The sequence below is a fragment of the Nannocystis punicea genome (genome assembly GCF_026965555.1).
In the GTDB taxonomy this organism is placed as follows: Bacteria; Myxococcota_A; Polyangia; order Nannocystales; family Nannocystaceae; genus Nannocystis; species Nannocystis punicea.
In genome coordinates, this window is the sequence record NZ_CP114040.1 from 729,210 (window position 1) to 751,144 (window position 21,935).

Below are 21,935 nucleotides of genomic sequence, written 5' to 3' on the forward strand. Positions count from 1 at the left end.
GGGGGCCCAGGGGGTGGAGTCGGGGTCGAGTTCGTCATGGCCTTCCCGGCGTATAAGGAAGGCGTTTTCAGAAAAATCAACCTGAAAATTTCAGTTCCGCGTCGTGCCGTGGAGGAAGCCGCGGAGGTCGGGACTAACGAAGAGGAGTTGAAGTGACGAGCCCACTAACCACACAGGCTCGCTCGGCGTTCTACGACGCGGCCGTGCTCGGTCTACGCGCTCTCGACGCTCGGGAGAGCACGCCCCGTCGCTTCGGCTCTGACGCCGAGGAACGCTGGAAGCAGTTCGCCGGCGCGCTCGGTGCGGGTGACCGCATCGACATCCTGCTGCGCGACGCCGCCGGGACGTGGGGCGCCGCATTCTCACCGTCGGAGTGTTTCGGCTTCTTCGGCCTCGCCGACGACGAACCCTTCGGACCCGACTGGGGCGGTCTCGACGACCACACCACGAAGCGTCTGCTCGCCGAGCTCGATCCGCCGGCTACGCTCGAGCAGATCGCTGCCGTCCTCGGCGTGAAGGCGGCGAGCGTTCCCGTCCCGCCGGTCACGCCCTCAACCAAGCTCGTAGTCGCGGGCGGCACGGCTATCGTCTCAGTGGCCAACGCATTCGCCGCGAACAAGGCGCTGTCGTGGACGGACCAGGTCGTGGTCGTCGCTGACAAGGCGGCCTGGCGCCAGCTCGCCGGGCTCGCCGCGGTGCTGCTCGGCGCGCGCGGTCGCACGGCTCTCGTTCGCCCGACGGAAAGCGCCGAGAGCGCGTTACGCGCCGCGGGCTTCGCTCACCTCGATGCGGCCGTGGTCTCACCCGACGCCGAGCCGGAATCCGCGAAGCTCGCGCGCAAGGTGGGGGGCAAGTAGTGGCGTTACCCGAGGCACGTATCCATCGCGGTCGACCGACCCCGTTCCCCTGGGAGCGGCAGGCGCTCGATCTGGTCTACAAGCACGCGTCGCTCTCGGACACCGATCCGCATCAGGCGTGGGAGCTTCACGAGCTCTACGATCCATCATCGGGCCGCCTCTACGAGATCGACCTCCTCTTCATCTCGCGGCAGGGCCTATTCCTCGTCGAGATCAAGAGCCACCCCGGCGTGCTCACGGGTGACATCGTCGACTGGACGTTCACCGAGAACGGGCGGCGTCGCACGATCGAGTGCCCGTACCCCGGCGCGAACCACAAGGCCAAGGTGCTCGGAACCCTGCTCGAGCGACAACTCGGCACCGAGCGCCCCTATGTCCACGCGGCGGTGTTCCTCTCCGACGTCACCGAGATCCGTCTCGACGGTGGTCGACCACCGTGGTTGCTGCTCCCCGACGACGTCGGCAGCAAGCTCGTGAACGGGCTCGATGGCCGCGACGCGCGGCACATCGTCAACCGTCCGATGATGAAGCAACTGCTTCAGGTCGCGTACAAGCTCGGGCTTCGCCCGAGCACCACGGCGCGCGTGGTGGGCGGCTACCAGCTCGGCTCGCTACTCGACGACGGCGAGGGCTACCAGGAGCACCTCGCGGTGAACACGGTCGTCAAGACCGACCAGGCGCGCGTCCGCAGCTACCTCGTGCCCGCCGCCACCTCGGCCGAGCGACGCGCGCAGCTCCATCGCGCCGCCAAGCGCGAGGCGCAGACTCTCGCGCAGATCGGCCAGCACCCGGGCATCCTCGCGTACCGCTCCTTCGTCGACGACGCGCCGCTCGGCCCGGCGGTGCTCTTCGAGGCATTCGAAGACTCGCTCCCGCTCCACGCCTTCATTCGCCAGGAGCCGAACCTCACCTTCGACGAGCGCCTCGGCCTCCTGCAGCAGATCGTCGAGGCGGTCGCGCACTGCCACCGCTCGGGTGTTCTGCACCGCAACCTCTCGCCCGCCTCGGTGCTCGTGCGGCGGGGCAGCGACGGTCGTCTCCACGTGCGCCTGCATCGCTTCCAGACCGCCGCGTGGATCGAGCACTCGAGCGTCGGTACGCGGCACTTCCACCAGCTCTCGCAGGATGTCGATCGCCTGTACCAGGCGCCCGAAGTCCTTGCCGACCCCGAGAAGGCCACCTACGAGAGCGATGTGTTCTCGGTGGGCTGCCTCGCGTGGCTCGTGCTCACCGGACAACACCCGGCTGCCACGGTTCCGGAGCGGGAGCAGCGCATCAAGGGCGTGAAGGACGGCGAGGGGGGCCTGCGCCCGTCGGCAGTGCGCGCGGACCTCGCCATCCTCGACGAAGCCATCGCCTTCGCCACGCAGCCGAACCTCCACGCGCGTGCCGAAGACGTCGCCGACTGGTTCAACGCGTTCGTGCTGGAAGCGCTCACGCGCCTAGTCGCCGAAGTGGGCGCTGGCGCCGACCCGCGCGACGCGCAGAAGGGCGACACACTCCAAGGGGGACTGCGCGTCGAGCGGCGCCTCGGCTCGGGAGGTACGGCGCTCGTGCTCCACGTGCGTCGTGAGGGCCGCGACTTCGCCCTCAAGGTCCCGCACGACGCGGGCTGCGGCGAGCGCCTGCTCTCCGAAGCGAAGATGCTCGACGAACTGCGCCATGAGCACATCGTCGCGCTGCGCGACGTCGTCACGCTGGGCGGGCTCCCGTGCCTCCTCCTCGAGTTCGCTGGTGATCGCAGCCTCGGAGATGTGCTCCGCGAACAGGGCACGCTCCCGCTTGAGCTCGCGCGCCGCTACGGCGACGACCTTCTGTCGGCGGTCCAGTACCTCGAGGAGGCCGGTGTCACCCACCGGGACATCAAGCCCACCAACGTCGGCTTCACCAGCCTCTCGAAGAAGCAGAGCCACCTGCTCCTGCTCGACTTCTCGCTCGCGTCGGCCGACCCGACTGCCATCACCGCGGGCACCTCGGAGTGGCGCGATCCGTGGCTCTACCTGCGCGGCGCGTGGGACGCCGAGGCCGATCGCTATGCCGCCGCGGCGGTGCTCTACCACGCGCTGACGGCCGCCCGTCCGCGGCTCCCGCAGGGCGACGCGACCGCCGAGCTCGTCGTCGAGGCCGAGCGCTTCGACGCGGCCGTGCGCGACCGCCTCACCGTGTTCTTTCGCAAGGCTTTCGCGCGCGATGTGAAGGCTCGCTTCGCCAGCGCCGAGGCGATGCGCCAGGCGTGGGTCCACGCGCTCTCCGTCGAGGCCGAGACCGACGACGGCGCTTCCGCCATCGCGCTCGATCAGGTGCGCCCGGAGACTCCGGTCGACGCGCTGCCGCTCTCGGCTCGCGCTCGCAACGCGCTCGACCGCGCGGGCGTGTCGACGGTCGCGGAGTTGCTGCTCCTGCCACGCAACCAGCTCTCGGTCGTGCGCGGCGTCGGCACCCAGGTCGCGCGCGACATCGTCAAAGTCGCCGACGAGCTTCGCGCCCGCTTCGAGGTCGAGAACCGCCCGGTGCTCGTGCCCGGGTTCGCGCGCCCGCGCCTGGTCCTCGAGGAGCCCGAGGCCGGAATCGACGCGAGCACGGTCGACCGTCTCGCCGCGGCGGGCATCAAGACAACCGTCGACGCTGCGCTCGCCCCTGCGGCGCGCATCGAGAAGTTGCTCGGCAAGCCGCGCGCGGAGGTGCTGCGAGGAAGGCTTGTGGCACTCGCGGCCGCCGAGCCGACACCCGGCTCGCTCGGCGACTGGGCGCACGACCTGATCGGCCGCGCCAGCCAGAGCGAGGCCAACAAGCGCCTGCGCGTCCTCGTCGGCCTCGATCCGCTCCCCGACGAGCGCCCCGACACCGGGCTTCCGGCTGCCCGCACGGTGTCCGAGGTGGCCGGCGCGTTCGGCATCGATCCGGCGCAGGTCCACTCGAGCCTCCAGTTCCTGCGCAGCAAGCGGTGGGTGGCCAGCGCGGCCGCGACCTCGTTGGTCGAGGCGCTGTCCTCGGTCCTCGACGCGCTCGCGCCTGCTGCACCTCTCCTCGACCTGGCGAAAGCACTGGCGAAGGACCGCAACGACGGCACGCCCACCGACGACGACGTGCACACCGCCGCCGCACTCGTGCGCGTGGCCCTCGAGCTGCGTCCGAACCCTCCGGCCACGTGGAAACGCATCGGCAGCACGCCATGGGTCGCGCGCGACCCCGAGGTGCTCGACGCGCTCGTGGCGCTGGCCGAGACCGCCGACAACCTCGCGGTCACCGAGCCGCTTCCCTCGTCCGAGGTGGTGCGCAACAAGCTCGCCGAGGTCGCCGAGGGCACACCGCTGGCGACGCTGGCGGCGGACCAGCGCCTCACGCTCGCGGCGCGCGCAAGCGCGAACGGCGCCGCTTCGGCGCGCCTCGAGCTCTACCCACGCGGCATGGACGCGGCACGTGCCCTGGCCCTGAGCCTCGCGGCGCTCTCGGGCCCAGGCCTCACGCCCGACGTCGTGAAGAAGCGCATCGCTGCGCGCTACCCCGAGGCCGCGCCGCTGCCCGACCGGCCGGCCCTCGACATGCTGCTCGCCCCGCACGGGCTCGTGTTCATGCCGGACATCGGCTCGGGCGAGTATTCGCGCCCAGGCGCACAAGCGCACACGTCGATGACGGTGGCGCTGCCCTCGCGCAAGCCCACGGCCCCCGGCCTGCCCCAGCGGCGCAGCCCCGAGGCGCAGCGTGCGGCAGCATTTCAGGACCAGCTCGATCGCGGTGTCGCGGCGGGCCGCTTCCGCGTCGTGCAAGTGCGCGCCGACGTGGCCAGCCACGCGACGGATGCGCTCGCCGCGGCGCTCAAGACGAAGGCTGTGTCGCTGGACCTCGAGCTCTTCGCCGCCGTTCAAAAGACCGCCGCCGAGCTCGGCGTCGAGTGGGCGAACATCGAGGCCGCCGACCGCGCGGGACCAGATGGCCCCGACTGGCCGCTGCTCCTCGAGCTGGTTCGCCGGGCGACCGACGGTGTCGTCGACGACCTCTTGAAGCGACGCGAGCAGACGCTCGTCCTCGCGTGGCCCGGAGCGCTCGCGCGCTACGGCCTCTCCGGTGCGCTTTCGCGCATCGTCCACGAGGCGGAGCGCGGTGACGCCCCGGCTATCCTGCTCGTGGTTCCGTCGCACGCCGACGGCGCCGCGCCCTCCATCAACGGTCGGCTACCTGTGCCCGCGCCGCTACCGAGCCAGCGGCTCATCATGCCCGACGCGTGGCTGGCGAACGCCCACAAAGCCGCGGAGGCTCCATGACCGCATCGGAAACGACGTGCCGCTGGTGCAAGAAGGCGGCGGACTCACGACACGGAAGCTGCCTGCCCAAGCTGCTTTCGCCCGCGCTCAAGGCGCTCGAGAAGGACCTCCTTGTGCGGGCGAAGACCGAGCGCGTCGAGGCCGGCCTGAAGAAGGCGTGGGAGGATGAAAAGAAGGCCGGACTGACGGGGCTTGGTTTCGACCCGTGGCGGCGCGAGCGCGTCACCCAGCTCGCCGTCGCCTGGATCCTGTCGGTCGTCTTCGTGCGCACGCTCGAAGACCGCAGCTACATCGATCCGCGCGTGGCCGGTGCCACGGGTGAGGCTCTGCGCGCCGCCGAGGACCGCGAGGCGCTGTACCTCCAGATCGCGCCGTTCCTCGGGCCGCGCGAGTACCTGCTCGCGGTGTTCCGTGAGCTCTCGAAGCTCCCCGGTGCGCGCGATGTCTTCGATACGAAGCACAACCCGGTCTGGGTGCTCTCGCCGTCGAGCGTGGGCGCGCAGGGGCTGCTCGATTTCTTCCGCAAGCGCGATGCGAGCGGAGCGCCCGCCTTGGTCTTCTCAGGCGAGGACACACGCTTCCTCGGCGACCTGTACCAGGACCTCTCGGAAACGGTGCGCAAGCGCTACGCGCTGCTCCAGACGCCGGAGTTTGTCGAGGAATTCATCCTCGACCAGACGCTTGATCCGGCCATCGCGGAGTTCGGGCTCAAGGACGTGAGCCTCATCGACCCGACCTGCGGCTCGGGCCACTTCCTCCTCGGCGCGTTTCGTCGGCTCCTCGGGCGCTGGCAGAAGGAGGCGCCGACCAAGAGCATCGAAGACCTCGCGCGCCGCGCACTCGGCCAAGTTTTCGGCGTCGACATCAACCCGTATGCGGTGGCCATCGCGCGCTTCCGCCTCCTCCTCGCGCTGCTCGACGCGGTGGGCATCAAACGGCTCGAACGCGCACCCAACATCAAGTCAAATGTCGTTGTGGCCGACAGCCTTTTGCATCGGTTCGGGACGGAGTCGGACATGCAGACGCGGTTCTCCGAGCAGACCTCGCTGGACGACATCGCGTGGGGAGACCAGCTCTTCCGGCTTGAGAACCGCGGGGCGGTCGAGCGCGTGCTCAGCAAGCGTTTCCACGCCGTCGTCGGCAACCCGCCGTACATCAAAGAGAAGGACAAGACCAAGAAACGCCGCCTAAAGGAACTATACGACAGCATCACTGGGCGCTGGGCTCTCGGCGCTCCCTTTTGCCAGCGCTTCTTCGATCTGGCGGTCGCCGACGGATTCGTCGGAATGATCAACACTAGCGCTTGGACGAAGCGGGACTACGGCAAGGTCCTCATCGAAAAAGTCCTTCCTCGATTCGATGTGCAGAAGGTCATCGACACGTCGGGATGCTACCTGCCCGGTCACGGAACTCCGACCCTGTTGCTCTTTGGCAGGAACCGCTCTCCCGCCGAAGCTCCGATTCCGGCTGTGCTGGGTAAGCGCGGAGAGCAGGAACCTCCGGCGGACCCGGCTCGCGCGCCGGTCTGGTCCGAGATCATTGCGAACCACGAATCCGTCGGATTCGAAGGTCAGTACGTGTCCGTCGAGTCGTTCACTCGGCTCGAAGCCAGACGGCATCCCTGGTTGCTCGCCGGCGGTGGTGCCAGGTCTCTCCACGAACGGCTCACGAAAGCAGCACCATCGCGACTCGGGCAGTTCGCAAAGAGCATTGGCTTCGACGCTATCACGCAGGCATCCCATCTCCTCGAGATCACCAAGGCGAACTACCGGCGTCTGGGGGTCGAAGTCGAAACGCTGCTGCCTTACGTGAACGGGGACATCGTTCGCGATTGGTCTTTTCAAGACACGGGCATTCACATCCCTGTGCCTTACTCTCGCGATACATGGGAGCTATGGCGCAGTCTTGACGCGGTCCCCGGGCTCGCAAGGTTCCTTTGGCCGCACCGCACGTGGATGGCGATCCGGTCCGTGTCCGGCGACACGCGAATGCCCGACGTCGGTCTACCTCACTGGGCAATCCCGCAACTGGCTATCGAGAAGCACCGGACCCACTTTTCACTCGTGTTCGGCGAGGTCGCTACACACAACCACTATGTCCTCGACCGTGGAGGCAAGGTGTTCAAGCAGACGGCCCCGCTCATCAAACTGATGCCGGGCCGGTCCGAGACCGATCATCAGGCGCTCTGCGCGTACCTCAATAGCTCGACCGTCGGCTTCTGGGACCGGCTGTGTTTTTTCCAGAAGGGCGGCGACCAGGTCGGAGAGGGAGCACGTCTCTCGAAAACCCCCTGGCAGCGCCATCTTCAGCGATCCGGGAACATCCTAAAGCAGCTTCCGGTCCCGACACTTGATGGTGTGCGCGACAAGCTGGGCGAGCTCGTGATCGCCGTCGAGGAAACGGTGCGGCACATGGCCGCGCAAGCGCCCGAGCAAGTCGTCGTCAGTACACTCGCAAAGACGCCCTCTCTCGCCGCGCTTCGTGAAGCACGCGCGAGGAGTCTCGCCGAACGGGTGCGCCTGCGCGGTAACCTAGTCTCGCTCCAGGAGGAGATCGACTGGCGCGTCTATGGTCTCTGTGGCCTGCCGACCGTCGAGGCGCCCACCCTTGGCGCGGTGCTCGTTCCCGTCGAACCGAATCATCGCCCCTTCGAGGTGCGTCTCGCGCGCGAAGTCGCGACCGATATCTCGGCGTCCGAGTGGTTCCGCGTCCACAAGCGCGAGGCCCCGACTGACGTCGGCGGACCCCTCGCTGACCTCTATCGCCAGCGCCTGCGCCTCCTCGGCCATCCCGAGCACGGCAAACAGCTCCGCCTGCTCGAGACGCCCGAGACCAAGCGCCGCTGGTCGCCGCCGGATGACGCGAAGGCGTTTCTCGATGTCGTGCGCGCGTGGCTCCTTGATCGCATCGAGGCGCCCTTCCGTGCCCAATCGCAGCCCGAACTGCGCACGGCGCGTCAGCTCGCGCTCGAGCTCGGGCGTGATCCCGCAGTCGCCGCCGCGCACGAACTGCTCACCGAAGAGAGCGGCCTTGATCTCACGAAGCTCATCTCCGATCTCGTCGACAGCGAGGGCGTGCCGTTCCTCGCGGGCTACCGCTACGCCGAGACCGGCATGGAGAAGCGCGCGAGCTGGGAGGAGACCTGGCGCCTCCAGCGACTCGAAGACGAGGGCAAGCTCAAGCCGGAGCTCGACCACCTCAAGCTGAAAGCGATTCCGCTGCCCGACAGCTACAGTCCGAAGGACTTTCTCCGGCACTACTGGAGCCTGCGCAGTGCTGTCGACGTGCCACAGGAGCGCTTCGTTACGATCCCCGGCGGCAACACCGACGAGGACACGACCCCGCTCGTGGGTTGGGCAGGTTGGAATCATCTGCAGTTCGCCCAGGCGCTCTCGGGTCTCTACCAGCGCCGGAAGACCGATGATGGCTGGACGAAGGATCGCCTCGTGCCGCTCCTCGCCGGCATCGACGAACGCGTGCCGTGGCTTCTCCAGTGGCACAACGAGCCGTCGGCGGACTTCGGCGGCATGAAGCTCGGCGAGTTCTTCCGCGACTTCGTCGCGGCCGAGGCGCACTCGCTCGGCGTCGCCGCGGGCGACCTACGTAAGTGGACGCCGCCCGCCGCGCCAAAGCGCACGACCATCGACCCGGCCGAGGTGCTCGCTGCGCTCGCGGCGTGGAAGCCCGAGGTCGAGGAGGACGAGGACGAAGACGGCGAGGAGACGGAACCCCCAGAGGGCCCCACGGACGTCGAGCTCGCCAGCGCCGTGGGCGCCACCAAGGCGCTTGTCGCCAAAGCGCTGAAGAAGCTGATCGCCGACGGGCTCGTGGAGAAGCTCAGCGGGCGCCCTGCTCGGTACGTGGCTACTGGAGACAACACATGACGACCATCGACTGGAAGGCTCTCAAACCCCATGTTCCGCTCGGTCCCGGCGACGCGCAGTTCGTCGAGAGGACTGGCTCAGCGGGCGACGAGATCGCGCGGTGGATTTTGGCCGATCGGTCGCCGTTGCTCGTCGGTGGACCAGCGGGCGTCGGCAAGAGCACGGAGCTGGCGCGCGCCGCCGAACTGCTGCAGCCGGACCGTGTGGCATGCCTCGTACAGCTTGATCGCTTCGAGAGCATGCGGCGGCTCACTCCCGACCGAATGCGCCTGCGCATCGTGCAGAAGGTCGGCTACCTCGCACAAGCGATCCTCCGGCTACCGCTCTCCGAAAGCCTCAGGAAAGCGCTCTCAACGGTGAACGACGATCTGCAGGGCGTTGACGTCACGCACGACACAACGCCGGCCATGCTGCTGAACCTGACCCTCACCGAGATCGCGCGCCTCTCGAGACAGGGACGCGTGACTCTTTTAATCGACGGGTTGGAGAAGGTCCCGCAGAGCCCCGAGAGCCTTGACCTGTTTGAGGCTCTCGCCTCAATGCGCGAAGAAGTCGAGCTGGTCGTAATCATCCCGTGGCACGCGGCTTTTGGCCCGCAGGCCGAGACCGTGATTCGCTCAGGTGAACGCTTCGTCGTGGCGCGCGCGCTCGACGTGGACGGCGAACCTGGTCGCGCGTTCCTGCGCAAAGTTCTGGCGCAGCGGCTCCAATCGAACGAGGAGGAGTTCGACCCGAACACCGTGGTTGGCGCAATTGGCATGAGCCTCGACGAGGCGCGTGCACGAGCCGCAGCGAGACGTGACCTCGTCAACGACGCGATTCGTTGGAGCGGGGGCTTGCTGCGTGTGTTCCTGCAACTCCTCGCAGACGCTGGCTCGTACGCGAAGCTTCGACGCTCGGACCCGTGGCCGATCGTCGAGGACTTGAACGATGCTTGCGCCGATCAGGTCGACAGCTTCCGTCGGCTCCTCCTGCCCGGCGATGTCGACGCGATTCGCAGTGCTGCCGGGACGAGCGGCAGCGAGCTCGATCTGGAGCGAAAGATCCGCCTGATGGCGCACGGCATCTTGCTTGAGCGCCTGCGTGGTGGAGCTCGCTTGCTCGACATCCATCCTCTCGCCCAGGCCGCGCTCAGTGCGGGAGGTGCGCGTGCGTAACGCCATCCAATCATTGTTGAACGCCATCGACCGCGACCCGGGCGGCGTGGCAGTCGTCTTATGCCCCGATTTCGGTCTTCGTGACTGGCTCGTCGAAGAAGTGGAGAGCCTCGTCTCTGACGGTTTGAACGTTGTTCGTGTGACGGACGTAGAGGCGGCGCTCGCGGAGCCGACACGGTTAGTCTTACTGATCCCGGGGGACGAGCGGGAGGTCGTGCTTGAGCTCGACGCGAGTCGTGATCGGCTCCTGCAGGAACCCGTGCGCACTCAGCCCATCGTGCTGTTCCTGCTGCGCGACGGCGATGGTGAGCGCACGCTCGCGAATGAGGCTCCAAGTCTTCGGAGCTGGATCGGAGGAAGCGACGCTGATCCCGAGGAGCTCGCCGAGATCGACGTACCCAAGGAGCGCGCCACGTTTGAGGCGAAGCACGGTCTCACGCCGGAGGAATGGCTCGGGCAGTGGCGCGAAGGAGCCTTGCCTCAAACGGGACCGAACTACCGCATCGCCTACGACGCCATGATGATTGAGAGGAGGGAAGCGTCGTGAAGCCCTGGAACGACCTCTATGAGGCGCAAAGAACGGCTCGCAGCCTCAGCTCGAACTCATGGAGCAACGAGCTTCGTAAGCTCCTCGTCACATTCTCTGATGCCGGGTTCTGCGATCGGTCGGTGGCGGGACGGTTCACGTACAAGCAAGATGGCAAGCTACTCGAGTGGTCGATCCGGGACGGCGGCTCGACCACTCCGGTAGAGCTCCGCAATATTGCTGACCTCGCATCAGCGGAGCTGTCACTGATGGCACTCGCCGACCGGAAGAATCACCTCCACCAGTTCACCGCGATGGTCGAGGGAAAGCGAGCAGACGGCTCGGCATGGTCGCTTGCTGTGCATTTTGAGGACGACCGCGAAACGAAGGAACGCCCAGAAGGAGATCGTAAGGGGACAGGTGCCTGCGGTCACGCAGCATTCCATTGCCACGTTGGTCCTGGCCTCAATGTCGGCCCGAAAGTTCGCGTCCCGCTGCCGGCGTTCGGGCCCGTCGAAGCGCTCCAGTGGGTGCTTTCACAACTCGTTCCAACGCCTCAGTTCGAGCCAGCCCCCTGGAGTTCCTTTACCGCCGTCGTGAAGAAGGCCGCAACATGACACGCATCCACGATCTGCTCGACCTGCCGGAGGCCGTTCGCAAGGGCGACTTCGTTCAGGATCTCACCGGGGGCATCTCGAACCCCGAGCGCACGGTGCGGGACTACGCGATCACGCGGAAGATCGTGCAGACCTTCGAGCACGCCCTGTCGATCATCGGCAGCGCGCTACGTGACGGGCGCAGCCAGGCCGCCTATCTCCATGGCTCGTTCGGCGCCGGCAAGAGCCACTTCATGGCGGTGCTCGACCTGATGCTCGCCGACCACCCGGCCCCGTGGAGCCGTGGCGAACTGCACGCCCTCCGCTCCAAGAACGAGTGGATCGGCAAGAAGAAGCTCCTCCAGCTCCCGATCCACATGCTCGGCGCACAGGACATGGAGTCGAAGATCCTCGGCTCGTACGTCGCATGGGTCGCCAAAAACCACCCCGACGCGCCGACGCCCGCCGTCTACGCCGACCAGGGCCTCTTCGACGACGCGCGCGACTTGCGCCGAAGGATGGGCGACGACAAGTTCTTCGAGGAGCTGAACGGCGGCGTGAAGAAGGCGGCGAGCGGCTGGGGCAAGCTCGCCGAGTCGCGCAAGTGGGACGCTGCCACGTTCGACGCGGCCGCCTCCGCGCAGTATGTCGGTGAGGGAGACCGCGACAGCCAGAGCCCGCGCGCCAAGCTCTTCAGCGATCTGGTGCGGACCTTCTACAAGTCGTGGACGGCGCAGCAGGGGCGCTTCGTTGACCTGGATACCGGGCTTGGCGTCATGAGCCGCCATGCCAAGTTGCTCGGCTTCGACGCCATCGTCCTCTACCTCGACGAGCTGGTGCTGTGGCTCGCGGGCAATTCGAGCGATCTGCCCTTCGTCGGCCGCGAGGTGCAGAAGATGGTGAAGCTGAAGGAGGCACAGGACGCCGACCGCGCGATCCCCATCGTCAGCTTCATCGCACGCCAGCGCGACCTCTCGCAGTTCCTGGGCGAGCACGCGCAGGGAGCGGTACGCACCGAGCTGTCGCGCAATCTCTCGCACCACGACGGTCGCTTCGAGACTGTCACGCTCGCGGACTCGAACCTGCCCGCCATCGTCGCCCACCGCGTCGTGCGCCCAAAGGACGAATCGGCTGCGCAGAAGCTCGCCGACGACTTCGCTAAGACGTGGCGCGCGGCGGGTCAAGCCCAGAGCGTGCTCATCGGCAGTGAGGGCGACGAGGCCGACTTCAGGAAGGTCTACCCGTTCTCGCCCGCGCTCGTCGAGGCGCTCGTCGCGCTCTCAGACTGCCTGCAACGTGAGCGCACGGCGATCCGCATCCTGATGGAACTGCTGGTCAACCACCTGCCGGATCTCGAGACCGGCCGAGTGGTGCCGGTGGGCGACGCATTCGACGCCCTCGCCGAGAGCGAAGATCCTATCGACGACCCGGTCATGAAAGCGCGTTTCGATCGCGCCCGCGACCTCTACCGCGAGAGCTTCCTGCCGATCATCCGGCGCCAGCACAACACCGACCACCCGACCGCGTGTCAGCGCCTGCGGGAGGACCACGACCGTCGCCTCGGCTGCAGCGGCTGCCAGCAGAAGATGTGCCGCAACGACAACCGCCTCGCCAAGACGCTCCTCATGGCGGCGCTCGTACCGGAGGCCAAGCCCTTCAAGGGGCTGACAGTGAAGCGGCTCGCGCACCTGAACCACGGCACCATCGCGTCGCCGATCCCGGACGCGGAGATGCAGGTGGTGGCGCAGCGCCTTCGCAACTGGGTGAGCCAGGTCGGCGCGCTCCGCCTCGGAGAGCAGGCCGATCCAGAGGTGAACATCCACCTCTCGGGCGTCGACCTCCAGCCGATCCTCGCGCAGGCCGCCGAGGCAGACACTGCCGGAGCGCGCAAGAACACGATGCGGCGGCTCCTGTTCCAGGCCCTTGAGCTCGCCAGCGAGGGCACGGTCGTCGAGACCGAGCTGCCCTTCCACGGCACGCGCCGCAAGGGCCGTGTGCGCTACGGCAACGTGCGCGAGATGGACGACACCACGCTCACGTGCCCGCGCGAGTTCGAGTGGCAGCTCATCGTCGACTACCCCTTCGACGAACGTGGTCACGGCCCCGACGAGGATCTGCGCGCCGTCGAGCGATACCGTGACACGCGCCCGGCTGCCGCGCCGCCGAACCCCACGGTCGTCTGGCTACCGACGTTCTTCTCGCACGCGCTTGAGCGCGAGCTCGGCGAGTTGGTCATCCTTGAGCACATCCTCGACGGCGACGCGCGCAAGTACCTCGGCCACCTACGCGCAGAGGACCAGTCGACGACGCGCGCCGACCTCGCGAGTCTCCGCGCCCAGAAGGAGGCGCTGGTGAAGCGCACGCTGGCGCAGGCCTACGGGCTCGCAATGGTGAACGACAGCGCATATCTCGACCAGTCGCGCAGCGTCGACGAGCACTTCATCCCGCTGCTCGGCGACCTCGACATCCGCGCCGTGCTCGCAGGTACAATGAAGGATGGCTTTCGGCAGGTCATCGACACGGTCCTATCGAAGAAGTACCCGCACCACCCGCGCTTCGATGGGACGGTGTCGGTGTCGCGCATGGAGAAGGTCGGCGCGCTGGTCGAGAGGCTGCTCGACGAACGTGATCGCCGCATGAACATTGAGAAGGGCGAGCGCAACGACCTGCGCGCGTACGCCGATCCGCTCGGTATCACCGAGACGGGCGATGTCGCGGTACTGCTGAACGAGCGGCCCTTCAAGGAGATCGAGCAGCAGCGCCAGCAGGCCGGCATCGACACGCCGACCGTCGCTCATGTCCGCGGCTGGCTGGATCCGCAGCGCACGCGCGGCCTGCCCGCCGAGGTGCAGGACGTGCTCATCTCGCTTTACGCCTCATGGAGCGGGCGCACGTTCCGCCGCGACGGCATGAGCTACACGCCCCCGCGTCCGGGCCAGCTGCCCGACGACGTGGAGCTGCTTCGTCCCGAACTGCCCTCGCAAGCCGAGTGGACCGAGGCGCTGAATCGCGCAGGTGAGCTGTTCGGCGTGGCTATCGGCGGTCGCTCGCTCGGTGCGCGCAACCTCTCGGCGTTCGCCGACAAGGTGAAGGCGAAACTGAAGGAGTTCGGCGACGCCATCGAGCTGCCCGCTGCGCTCGAGCCGAAGATTCGGGACTGGTCCGAGCCCGAAGACGCACCCCGCTTGGTGACGGCGCGGGCCTCGGCCACGCTGCTCCAGCAGCTTTCGCGCAGCGATGGCGCGTCCATCGTCCGCGACCTGGCGAGCTTCATGCCGAAGACCTCCCTTACGGCGATGGGCCGCAACTTCACGACGGCGACCGCGAGCAAGCGGCTCCTGCAGGAGGACGCGCGCTGGATTGTGCTGCGGCAGGTGAAGGGGCTCTTGGATGACGCGGAGCGGGGAGAGCGCGCGAAGCTGCTCTTGCAGGATCTCGCTGCGCTGCTCATCGTCGACGAGGTGAACAAAATGCTCGCCGACGGGCTCAGCGAGTTGACCCGCCGCGCCGACGAACTGCTGCGAGTCCCCACGAACACGCCACAGCCGCCGAAGCCGCCGGCTGACGAAGAGCTCGTGCTCGAGGCATCGAGCGAGCTCGTCGACGCCAAGGAGGCCGCCAAGGCGCTGCGTGAGCTGGCCGAGCGGCTCGAAGCAGAGGGCCGAGACGCCTCGCGTATCATGATTCGCATCACGGCGTGGAAGCGGAGGCGGGAGTGATGGAGACGCCGCTGCTCTCGGAGGCCGACGTTCGCTTGGAGGTGGAGCGCCTCTTCCGGCGCGACCACCGCTCCAAGCTGCTCGCGCTCTTTGGTCGAGGGCAGCCCGGGCGCATCGAGCTTGATGGCCTGAAGTGGGAGATCATCCCCACGGCGTGCGAGCTAGAACTGCGCTCGAAGCTGCCCGCGCCTGGCGCCCCATCGGCATCGGGCCGTGTGTACCTGATCGACTGGGTCGAGGACGCGCTGCCTCTCGACATCTCGTGCCGCCTTGCGGGCGGGCGCATTTACCACGTCGCCCGCGATGCACGACTGGCCGCGCTCTTCGGAGCACGGCAGGTCGATCAAGGGTTGGCGTCAACCGCGATCGCACGGCTCGTGCTCTCGGGGGGCGTCGATGGGCTCCGCAAGATCACGGGGCTTCGCCTCACGACCACGGATCTCTGGACGCGAGTGCTTGAAGCCCGATTCGGCATCCCCGAAAGCTCGCTCGATTCAGGGGCGGCGTGGCTCCGCTGGGCGCGCAGTTCCGATGCGGGCCCGGCCTTCGCGCGTGCGTGTGAGGGCGACGACCTCTTGCGGGCGGTGCGGCACGAGCTGCTCGGCTGGCTCGAGGAGCGACTCGGCTCCGTGGGAGTGCTTGGCTTCCGCGCCTGGGAGCTCGGCCTCGTCGACCGCGCGCTCCAGGCGCTCCTGCTGCTCGCGGCAGTTGAGCAAAACGGGGATGCATACCTGCGCGGGCTCGTGAACGGGCAGATAGCGAGCATCGCGCCCGGCCTGGCGAACGAAGTACGCGGCGCGTACGCGAGCGGGAGCGCACAGTCGCTGCTCGAAACGGTGCTGTCAGTGGAGGACGAAGCCGACCGGCGGCTGCTCGAAGGTGCCCAGCAGCACGCGATGAGCGGCGGAGCCTCGGCCCTCGCCACGGCGAGCGACTGGCTGCCCGCCGGGCACGCTTCGCGCGAAGCAGCTGTTGCCGAGGCGCTGACCAAGTTCATCGACGCGCCCAGCGCCGAGGCGCTGGAAGCCGTACTCGCCGTGTTCGACCACCTGAGCGCGCACCGCCTCGATCACGCCATTCGTCGCTCCGAACACATCGAGGCTCGGAAGATGGCGGCGCGCCTCTCGGCCTGGTTGCTCGCACGTCGGGTGCGCCCGCAACTCCCTGAGCATGGCTCGCCGTGGCAGCCGGCGCTCGAGCTCGCGCGCCGCTACACCGAAGAGGGCGGCTTCCTCGATTGGGCGAGGCAGAGTCTGCGCGGAATGCGCGGCGCGGGAGGTGCCCTGATGGCTGCCGTGCGCCGGCTGTCCGTGGCCGTCGACGCGGTGGCCCGTGCCGACGACCAGCGCTTCGCCACGGCGTACGTGTCGTGGGTCGACGCCGGGAAGCCCTCGAATGAGGTGCTACCCATCGAGCACGTCACCAAACGCATCGTCGCGCAGTTCCTCAAGGGCGGCGAGCATCGGCGCCTGCTCCTCGTCTTGATGGACGGCATGAGCTACGCGGCGGCAGTGCAGGTCCTTCAACGTCTGCGCGACCAGCGACGGTGGAGCCCCATCGCGTGGCGCTTGTCGGGCTGGAACGGGCAACTCCCGATCCCGCCTGTGCTGGCAGCGGCGCCGACGCTTACTGAGGTCAGCCGGGCCGCGCTCTTTGCAGGCGTGGCTGATCCGCGCTTCGGCGACCAGGGCACCGACAAAGACGAGGCGCGCTGGGCGTCGAACCCGCACGTGCGCGATCTCGTCGGCGAGGAGCCCCTCAAGGTGTTCTTCCGGCGTGAGATCCACGCCGGGCACGAGCTCATCGAAGAGGTGAAGCAGGCGATTGCGGGGGATCAGCGCGTCGTGGCAGTCGTCGTGAACGCCATCGACGAGCAGCTCAAGGGTAGCCTCCAGGTCGCCGTCGACTACAGCAAGACGCCCATCCTTCCGCTCGAGGCGTTGCTCTCTGCCGCCGACGGTGCCGAGCGCGCCGTACTGCTCGTGGCGGACCACGGGCACGTTGCGGGCGATGCGATGCGCGTCGTCGCAGGTCGCATCCCTGCTCGACGTGAGGGGGGCGCCCGCTGGCGCGCGCTGGCCGAAGGGGAGCAGCCCCAGGACGGCGAAGTGCTCCTGCCCCGGACCTCGTGGAAGCCGCGCGGAGCGGCTGGTGTCGCAGCGCTCTGGGACACGGCTCAAGCGAATCGTGCGCCGCACTATGGGGAGCACGGCGGGCTCTCCCTCGCCGAGGCCGTCGCACCCGCGTTTCTGATCGCGCCAGAATGGCTCGATCGCGTCGCAGGCGACGACGTAGAACTCTCGTGCCGCGTGCTGCCCGAGCCCGATTGGTGGACGCTCAAGATCGCTCGCCCGGCGGTTACTTCCGTCGCTCCGGTGGAGGAGCCGAGCACGCCCGCAAAGGCGCAGCTCAAGCTCATTGCCGAGGAGCCCGCGAAGATGCCCACAGCGTCGTCGCCGCCTGCGTCTACCGAACTCGCGCTTGTCGGGCGACTGCGCGCGTCCAAGCTCTTCACGCAACAGGTCGCGGGTGTGCCGAAGCCCGACGCCGAACGCATACTTACATGGCTCGCCGTTCTCGTCGAGGCGGGCGGCAGCCTAGCTGCCGCCGACTTCGCGTGGCTCTGCGGCGTCCGCCCGCACCAGGTGGGCGGTGTCGTGGCACGCATGGGTGTTCTGAACGCTGACGGATTTGCCATCGTCGAGCACGACGTCGCAGGCCGGCGAATCGTTCTGCATAAGGCGAGGCTGCTCTCTCAGTTTGGAGTGACCGAATGAGCGAGACGAGCGGGCCAAGCCTCCTCCTCCGCAAAGACGTCATCGAGGCGCTGCGCCGGGGAACCGTGCCGCGTCGAGGTCTCGACCTGTTCGCGGTCGGTACCGATCGTTTCTCTGTTTCGCTGAGAGAGGAACTGGACCGCTGCGCAATGGGCGGTGCAGTGTTCAAGGCGTTGCGCGGTGACTTCGGGTGCGGCAAGAGCTTCACCGCGCGCTGGTATCAGCAGCAGGCACTCGCACGCGGTTTTGCGGTCGCTGAGGTGCAGATCTCGGAGAACGACACGCCGTTGCACCGGCTCGAGACCATCTACCGCCGAGCAACCGAAGGCTTGCGAACCGCCGAGTGGGACACGGGAGCGTTCCGCGCGATCATCTCGCAGTGGCTGCTGGGCCTCGAAGAAGAGGTCTCGCGCACGCTCCGCGATCCCGACGACTTGAAGGCGCTGGCCGAGGGCGTCGGCAACCTGCTGGAGGCGCGGCTTAAGGACGTGAGCGCGGTGCAACCGCAGTACGCCGCGGTGCTTCGTGCGTACCACGCCGCCGCGGTCGCTGAAGACCACGCGCTTGCCGAGGGGCTCATCGCGTGGCTGATGGGCCAGCCCAACGTCAGCGCGGACATCAAGAAGCGCGCCGGCATCAAGGGCGAGATCGATCACACCGGTGCGCTCGGTTTCCTGCGCGGGCTGCTCGCGGTGCTGCAGCAGTGTGGGAGGCCGGGCCTCCTACTCGTGCTCGATGAGGTCGAGACCATCCAACGCGTTCGCTCCGACAGCCGCGACAAGAGCCTCGAGGCCATCCGCAAGCTCATCGACGACCTCTACGGCGGGCGCTTCGCGGGGCTCTACATCCTCATCACCGGCACCCCCGCGTTCTTCGACGGCCCGAACGGTGTGAAGCGACTGCCGCCCCTCGCGCAGCGTCTACATGTCGACTTCTCGGGCGACGCGAAGTGGGACAACCCGCGCGACGTCCAGGTGCGTTTGTTTCCGTTCGACCAGGAGCGGCTCATCGAGGTCGGCCGCCGCGTGCGTGACCTGTACCCGACAGAACACCCCGAGCGTATGAAGGCGCGCGTCACCGACGCGGTGCTGGCAGGCTTGGCGAACGAGGTCGCGGGGAAGCTCGGCGGCAAGGTCGGCGTGGCTCCGCGCATCTTCCTGCGGAAGCTCGTGGCAACCATCCTCGACCGCGTCGACCTGTTCCCCGACTTCGACCCGGCCAAGGACCTCAACATCCGCATCGACACGGAGGAGCTCACGCTCGAAGAGCAGGCGGCTGCCGCAGGCAAGAAGCCCGACGACATCGAGATCGACCTGTGACGACCCGCCCGGATGCCATCGATCGCCTAAGCCCCGCTGTTCGCTACCAGATAGCGAACGGCCTGGGTTGGAGCGGTCTGCGTCCGGTGCAAGCGCTCTCTACCGAAGCCGTCTTGGACGGCGCCAACTGCGTCGTGCTGGCGCCCACCGCCGGCGGCAAGACCGAGGCGGCGTTCCTCCCGCTCTTGTCGAAGATGGACGTCGAGGACTGGCGTAATGTCTCGGTGCTCTACGTCGCACCCATCCGCGCGCTCCTCAACAACCAGGAGGCGCGGCTCACGAAGCTCACGGGCCTCATCGGGCGGCGTGCCGGCAAGTGGCATGGCGACGTGAAGGAGCCCGCGCGCAAGCGACTCATCGACGACCCGCCCGATGTCCTGGCCATCACGCCGGAGTCGCTCGAAGCGATGTTGCTCTCGACGCGCACGCCCGCGCGCCGCTTCCTCGCGCACGTACGTGCCGTCGTCATCGACGAGGTACACGCCTTTGCCGGTGACGATCGCGGCGCACACCTCGTTTCGCTCCTCGAGCGCATCGCGCGCATCGCGGAGACTGACATCCAGCGCATCGGTCTCTCGGCGACGGTCGGCGATCCCGATGTCATCGTCGAGTGGCTGAGTGGCAGCAGCATGCGGCCTCAGCGCGTCGTCGACCCGGGCAGTGCCCGGAAGTCCCCAGAACTGCACCTCGACTTCGTTGGCACCCTCGACAACGCGGCGCTCCTCATCGACCGCCTGTACCCAGGCACGCGGAGGCTGGTGTTCGTCGACAGCCGCAGACGCGTCGAGGAACTCGGCCATCGCCTCTCTCAGCGCGGCGTCGACGTCTACCTCTCGCACTCGTCCTTGGCGCTCTCCGAGAGAACCGCCGCCGAGAAGGCGTTCGAGGAGGGCACCAACTGCGTCATCGTCGCGACCAGCGCTTTGGAGCTAGGCATCGATGTTGGCGACCTCGATCACGTCATCCAGATCGATGCGCCAAGCAGCGTCTCGTCATTCCTCCAGCGCATGGGCCGCACGGGCCGGCGCGCGGGCTCGACGGCCAACTGCACCTTCCTCGCGACCGACGGCGACTCGCTCCTGCGCGCCGCCGCCATCATCGACCTCTTCAGGAATGGCTACGTCGAGCCCGCAGCACCGTCCACGTGGACGCCCCACGTCCTCGCGCACCAAGCCATTGCGCTCTCGATGCAGGAGCAGGGCTCGGCCTCGCACGGCTGGTGGAGCTGGCTCGAAGGCTGTGCGGCCTACCGCGACGTCTCAGCGGAGGAGCGCGAGAGCATCGTCCGCCACATGGTCGACAACGACATCCTCGTCGACGCCGATGCAAGGCTCGCGCTCGGCGCACGTGGCGAGCGGCTCTACGGCGCGCGGAACTTCCTTGAGCTCTACGCGGTGTTCTCGACGCCGCGCGTTCTGCGCGTGATGCACGGCCAGTCGGAAGTCGGCGTCGTCGACGCCTCGTTCCTCCAGGACAAGGAGCATAAGGTTCCGAACTTCGTCCTCGCCGGACGTCCCTGGCGCATCGTTGGCGTCGACTGGAAGGGCGGTACGTGTTCCGTCGAGCCCGCCGAGGCAGGCAGCTACCCGCGCTGGTTCGGCCTGCCCGTGAGCCTGGAGCGCTCACTCTGCCAGGCGATGCGTCGCGTTCTCACAAGCGAGGAGACCGATCTGTCGTGGTCCAAGCGCGCCATCACCGCTCTCGAAGCCCAGCGCGAGTCCCACGCTTTTCTCGACGACGGCCCGCTGCCCCTCGAAGAAGACCCCGATGGCCGTTGCCGCTGGTGGACCTTCGGCGGAGGAGCCGGCAACCGCGTCCTCGCGGGACTCCTTGAGCTGGAACTCGGCGAGCGCGTCTCGCCCGGCAACACCTTCATCACGTTCTCGAATGGCGCTGCCGAGAGCGCCGTCGGGATCCGCCGGGCCATCGACCTGCTCGCCGCCCGCGCGCTCACATGGGACGGCGCCGCGCGCCTTGTCGACTCCAACCAGCGCTCGCGCGTCTCGAAGTTCCAGCCCTGCCTCCCGCCGGAGATCGAGTACGGTCTCATTGCTCGCGAGACGATGAATGTCGACGATGCGAACGCGACGCTCGCGGAGTGGAAGGGCAGCACGCAGCAGGAGACGAAAGCATGACCTTCAGACGAAGCACCAGCCTCTCCGCTTGCCGCTTGCGGGACCCCAGGGAGCGCGGAGTGGCGTCGCGGGAACGCGCAGGGCGAGGCTCCGACTGGGGGAGTGCGCAGCCCAACTACGGTGGTTGGGGTGTGGGTTTGGGTGTCGAAGACCGACACCATGAGAGCCACCACCCGAGACGCTACTCTGCGAGGGGGGAAACCCCTACCTGCCAATGTCGTGTGAGACACGGCCCCCACGAAGTTTAGAGAGCAGGGCGAGTCCGTGAATCAAGAGCATGCGCAACCCAACCATCAAGAGAAGCGGCAACGAGGAGCAATCGAGTAGGCAGGGCGTGAGTGCGTCGAGGTCGTCGGCCATCGATGCGACGAGCCAGCAAACAGGGAGTCCAGTCGAAAATCTTGCTCTGCCTACAGCGACCACGAACACCAGGAGTGCCTTCCAAAAGAGCGGCAACGAGGAGCAATCGAGTAGGCAGGGCGTGAGCGCGTCGAGGTCGTCGGCCACCGATGCGGCGGGTCAGCAACGGTGCAGTCCGGCCGAAAGTCTTGCTGTGCCTGCGGCGACCACGAGCACCAGGAGCACCTTCCAAAAGAGCGGCAATGAGGAGCAATCGAGTAGGCGGGGCGAGCGCGCGGGGAGATCGTCGGCCACGGATGCGACGCCTCGGCAACGGTTTCGTCCCTTCGAACTTCTTGCTTCG

At 67.6% G+C, this 21,935-nt stretch carries 10 protein-coding genes; all 10 read left to right on the forward strand.

What is annotated here, in order from left to right; genetic code table 11:
- Nucleotides 1–152: 152 nt before the first annotated feature.
- Genes O0S08_RS02705 through O0S08_RS02750 form a run of 10 tightly spaced genes read left to right on the forward strand, consistent with a single transcriptional unit; the run spans nucleotide 153 to nucleotide 21,232 of the window.
- Nucleotides 153–857 (forward strand): hypothetical protein, encoded by a 705-nt coding sequence (locus O0S08_RS02705; protein WP_269037380.1) that lies wholly within the window; start codon nucleotides 153–155, stop codon nucleotides 855–857.
- Nucleotides 857–5,119: a protein kinase domain-containing protein gene (locus O0S08_RS02710; RefSeq protein ID WP_269037381.1), complete on the forward strand. Its 4,263-nt coding sequence runs from the start codon at nucleotides 857–859 to the stop codon at nucleotides 5,117–5,119. Before O0S08_RS02705 ends, O0S08_RS02710 begins: the two co-directional genes overlap by 1 nt.
- Nucleotides 5,116–9,003, forward strand: a complete 3,888-nt coding sequence (pglX, locus tag O0S08_RS02715) for a BREX-2 system adenine-specific DNA-methyltransferase PglX (RefSeq protein WP_269037382.1) — start codon at nucleotides 5,116–5,118, stop codon at nucleotides 9,001–9,003. The genes O0S08_RS02710 and pglX overlap by 4 nt, the downstream gene beginning before the upstream one ends.
- Complete coding sequence (locus tag O0S08_RS02720; RefSeq protein ID WP_269037383.1) at nucleotides 9,000–10,160, forward strand: ATP-binding protein; 1,161 nt, start codon at nucleotides 9,000–9,002, stop codon at nucleotides 10,158–10,160. Before pglX ends, O0S08_RS02720 begins: the two co-directional genes overlap by 4 nt.
- A complete protein-coding gene (locus tag O0S08_RS02725) occupies nucleotides 10,153–10,707 on the forward strand; it encodes a hypothetical protein (protein WP_269037384.1) in 555 nt (184 codons plus the stop codon). The genes O0S08_RS02720 and O0S08_RS02725 overlap by 8 nt, the downstream gene beginning before the upstream one ends.
- Entirely contained in the window at nucleotides 10,704–11,303 is a 600-nt protein-coding gene (locus O0S08_RS02730) for a hypothetical protein (protein WP_269037385.1), read from the forward strand. The genes O0S08_RS02725 and O0S08_RS02730 overlap by 4 nt, the downstream gene beginning before the upstream one ends.
- Nucleotides 11,300–15,001 (forward strand): DUF6079 family protein, encoded by a 3,702-nt coding sequence (locus O0S08_RS02735; protein WP_269037386.1) that lies wholly within the window; start codon nucleotides 11,300–11,302, stop codon nucleotides 14,999–15,001. The genes O0S08_RS02730 and O0S08_RS02735 overlap by 4 nt, the downstream gene beginning before the upstream one ends.
- A complete protein-coding gene (pglZ, locus tag O0S08_RS02740; protein WP_269037387.1) occupies nucleotides 15,001–17,778 on the forward strand; it encodes a BREX-2 system phosphatase PglZ in 2,778 nt (925 codons plus the stop codon). The genes O0S08_RS02735 and pglZ overlap by 1 nt, the downstream gene beginning before the upstream one ends.
- Nucleotides 17,775–19,097, forward strand: coding sequence for a BREX system ATP-binding protein BrxD (gene brxD, locus O0S08_RS02745; RefSeq protein WP_269037388.1), 1,323 nt, complete (start codon nucleotides 17,775–17,777; stop codon nucleotides 19,095–19,097). Before pglZ ends, brxD begins: the two co-directional genes overlap by 4 nt.
- A complete protein-coding gene (locus O0S08_RS02750; protein ID WP_269037389.1) occupies nucleotides 19,094–21,232 on the forward strand; it encodes a DEAD/DEAH box helicase in 2,139 nt (712 codons plus the stop codon). Before brxD ends, O0S08_RS02750 begins: the two co-directional genes overlap by 4 nt.
- Nucleotides 21,233–21,935: the final 703 nt, after the last annotated feature.